The sequence below is a fragment of the Streptomyces antioxidans genome (assembly GCF_000968685.2).
Classification (GTDB): Bacteria; Actinomycetota; Actinomycetes; order Streptomycetales; family Streptomycetaceae; genus Streptomyces; species Streptomyces antioxidans.
In genome coordinates this window covers 1-1,698 of sequence record NZ_LAKD02000148.1, presented here as the reverse complement: position 1 = coordinate 1,698, position 1,698 = coordinate 1, and the positions used below count along the sequence as shown (strand labels likewise).

At 65.1% G+C, this 1,698-nt stretch carries 1 pseudogene; it reads right to left on the bottom strand.

Annotated elements, in window-relative coordinates:
* Positions 1-1,693: pseudogene (locus VT50_RS36715) on the bottom strand (condensation domain-containing protein); the annotation flags it as partial.
* Between the last annotated feature and the right edge of the window lie 5 nt (positions 1,694-1,698).

Here is a 1,698-nt window from a genome sequence, read left to right as displayed (position 1 = left end):
CCGGCAGGTCGAGGTCAGTCAGGGCCGTCTCCAACAGACGACGCCACCGCTGAATGACCGACTCGATCGTCGACTCGGTGAAGATGTCGGTGTTGAACTCCACCGTGATGTCCAACCCCGCAGGCCCGCCATCATCCGCATGACGCTCGCCAACACTGATCAGCAGATCCATCCGGGAAGTACCCGCACCGACCTGCTCCACCCTGCCCTCCACACCCGGCAGATCAAAGCCAGTGTGTGCCGTGTTCTGCAGAGCCAGCATCACCTGGAACAACGGATGATGCGCCAACGTCCGCGCCGGATTCAACGCCTCCACCAGATACTCAAACGGCACATCCTGATGCGCGTACGCCTCCAGATCCACCGCCCGCACCCGCCCCAACAACTCCCGAAACCCAGGACGACCCGACACATCCACCCGCAACACCAACGTGTTCACAAAAAACCCAACCAGATCCTCCAGCACCTCATCCCCACGCCCGGCAATCACCGACCCCACCACCACATCCTCACCCGCACCCAACCGGCTCAACACCGCCACCAACCCCGCATGCAACGCCATAAACAACGTCACACCCTCCGCACCCGCCACCTCCACCAACCCACCATGCAACCACCCCGGCCACACAAACCCCACCGTCGCACCCCGATGACTCGCCACCACAGGACGCGACCGATCAACAGGCAGCGGAAGCTGCTCAGGGACACCAGCCAGATGAGTGCGCCAGTACTCCAGCTGATCGGCCAGCACACTGCCCGGCACATCAGGGGAGCCCAGTACCTCCCGCTGCCAGAGCGTGTAGTCGGCATACTGCACCGGCAACGGCGCCCAACCGAGTGCCCGGCCCTCCCGCCGCGCCACATAAGCGTGAACCACATCCCGCCACAACGGCCCCAACGACCACCCATCCGCAGCAATGTGATGCATCACCAACACCAGCGTGCATGCAGACCCCGCCGACGCCGACTCCCGCACCATCACCGCCCGCAACGGCAGCTCCTCCCCCAAATCGAAGGCGTACCGCACCACCTCGCCCACCGCCCGCTCGGCCTGACCACGGTCGTGGACCGTAGCCGTCTCGAGTCCCGGCCACCGCTGGCCCGCCTCCTCCACCGACAACACCCGCTGACAGACCACCCCCTCCACCTCGGCGAAGAGCGTCCGCAGGCTCTCATGCCGACCCACCACATCCCGCAGCGCCCAACCCAGCGCCTCACCATCCACCTCACCCGACAACCGCACCACCAGCGGAATGTTGTACGTCGCCGACCGACCCTCCAACCGATACAAAAACCACAACCGGCTCTGCGCGAACGACACCGGCAACCGCTCCGGCCGCCGACCACACCGCACGAGCTCAGGCCGCTCCCAGCCCGACTGACCTCCCACATCCGTGGCCAGCTTACGCGCCAACCCGGCCACCGTCGGAACCTCAAACACCACCCCCACCGGCAACTCAACCCCCAACTCAGACCGCACCCGCGACACCAACCGCGTCGCCAACAGCGAATGACCACCCAAATCAAAGAAACCATCCTCAACCCCCACCCACTCCACACCCAACACCTCAGCAAACAAACGACACAACAGCTCCTCGAACCCATCCCTCGGGGCGGCGTACTCCGACCTCCCACCTCCGTCCGGCACCGGCAACGCCCGCCGATCCAGCTTCCCGTTCACCGTCACCGGCAACCCAT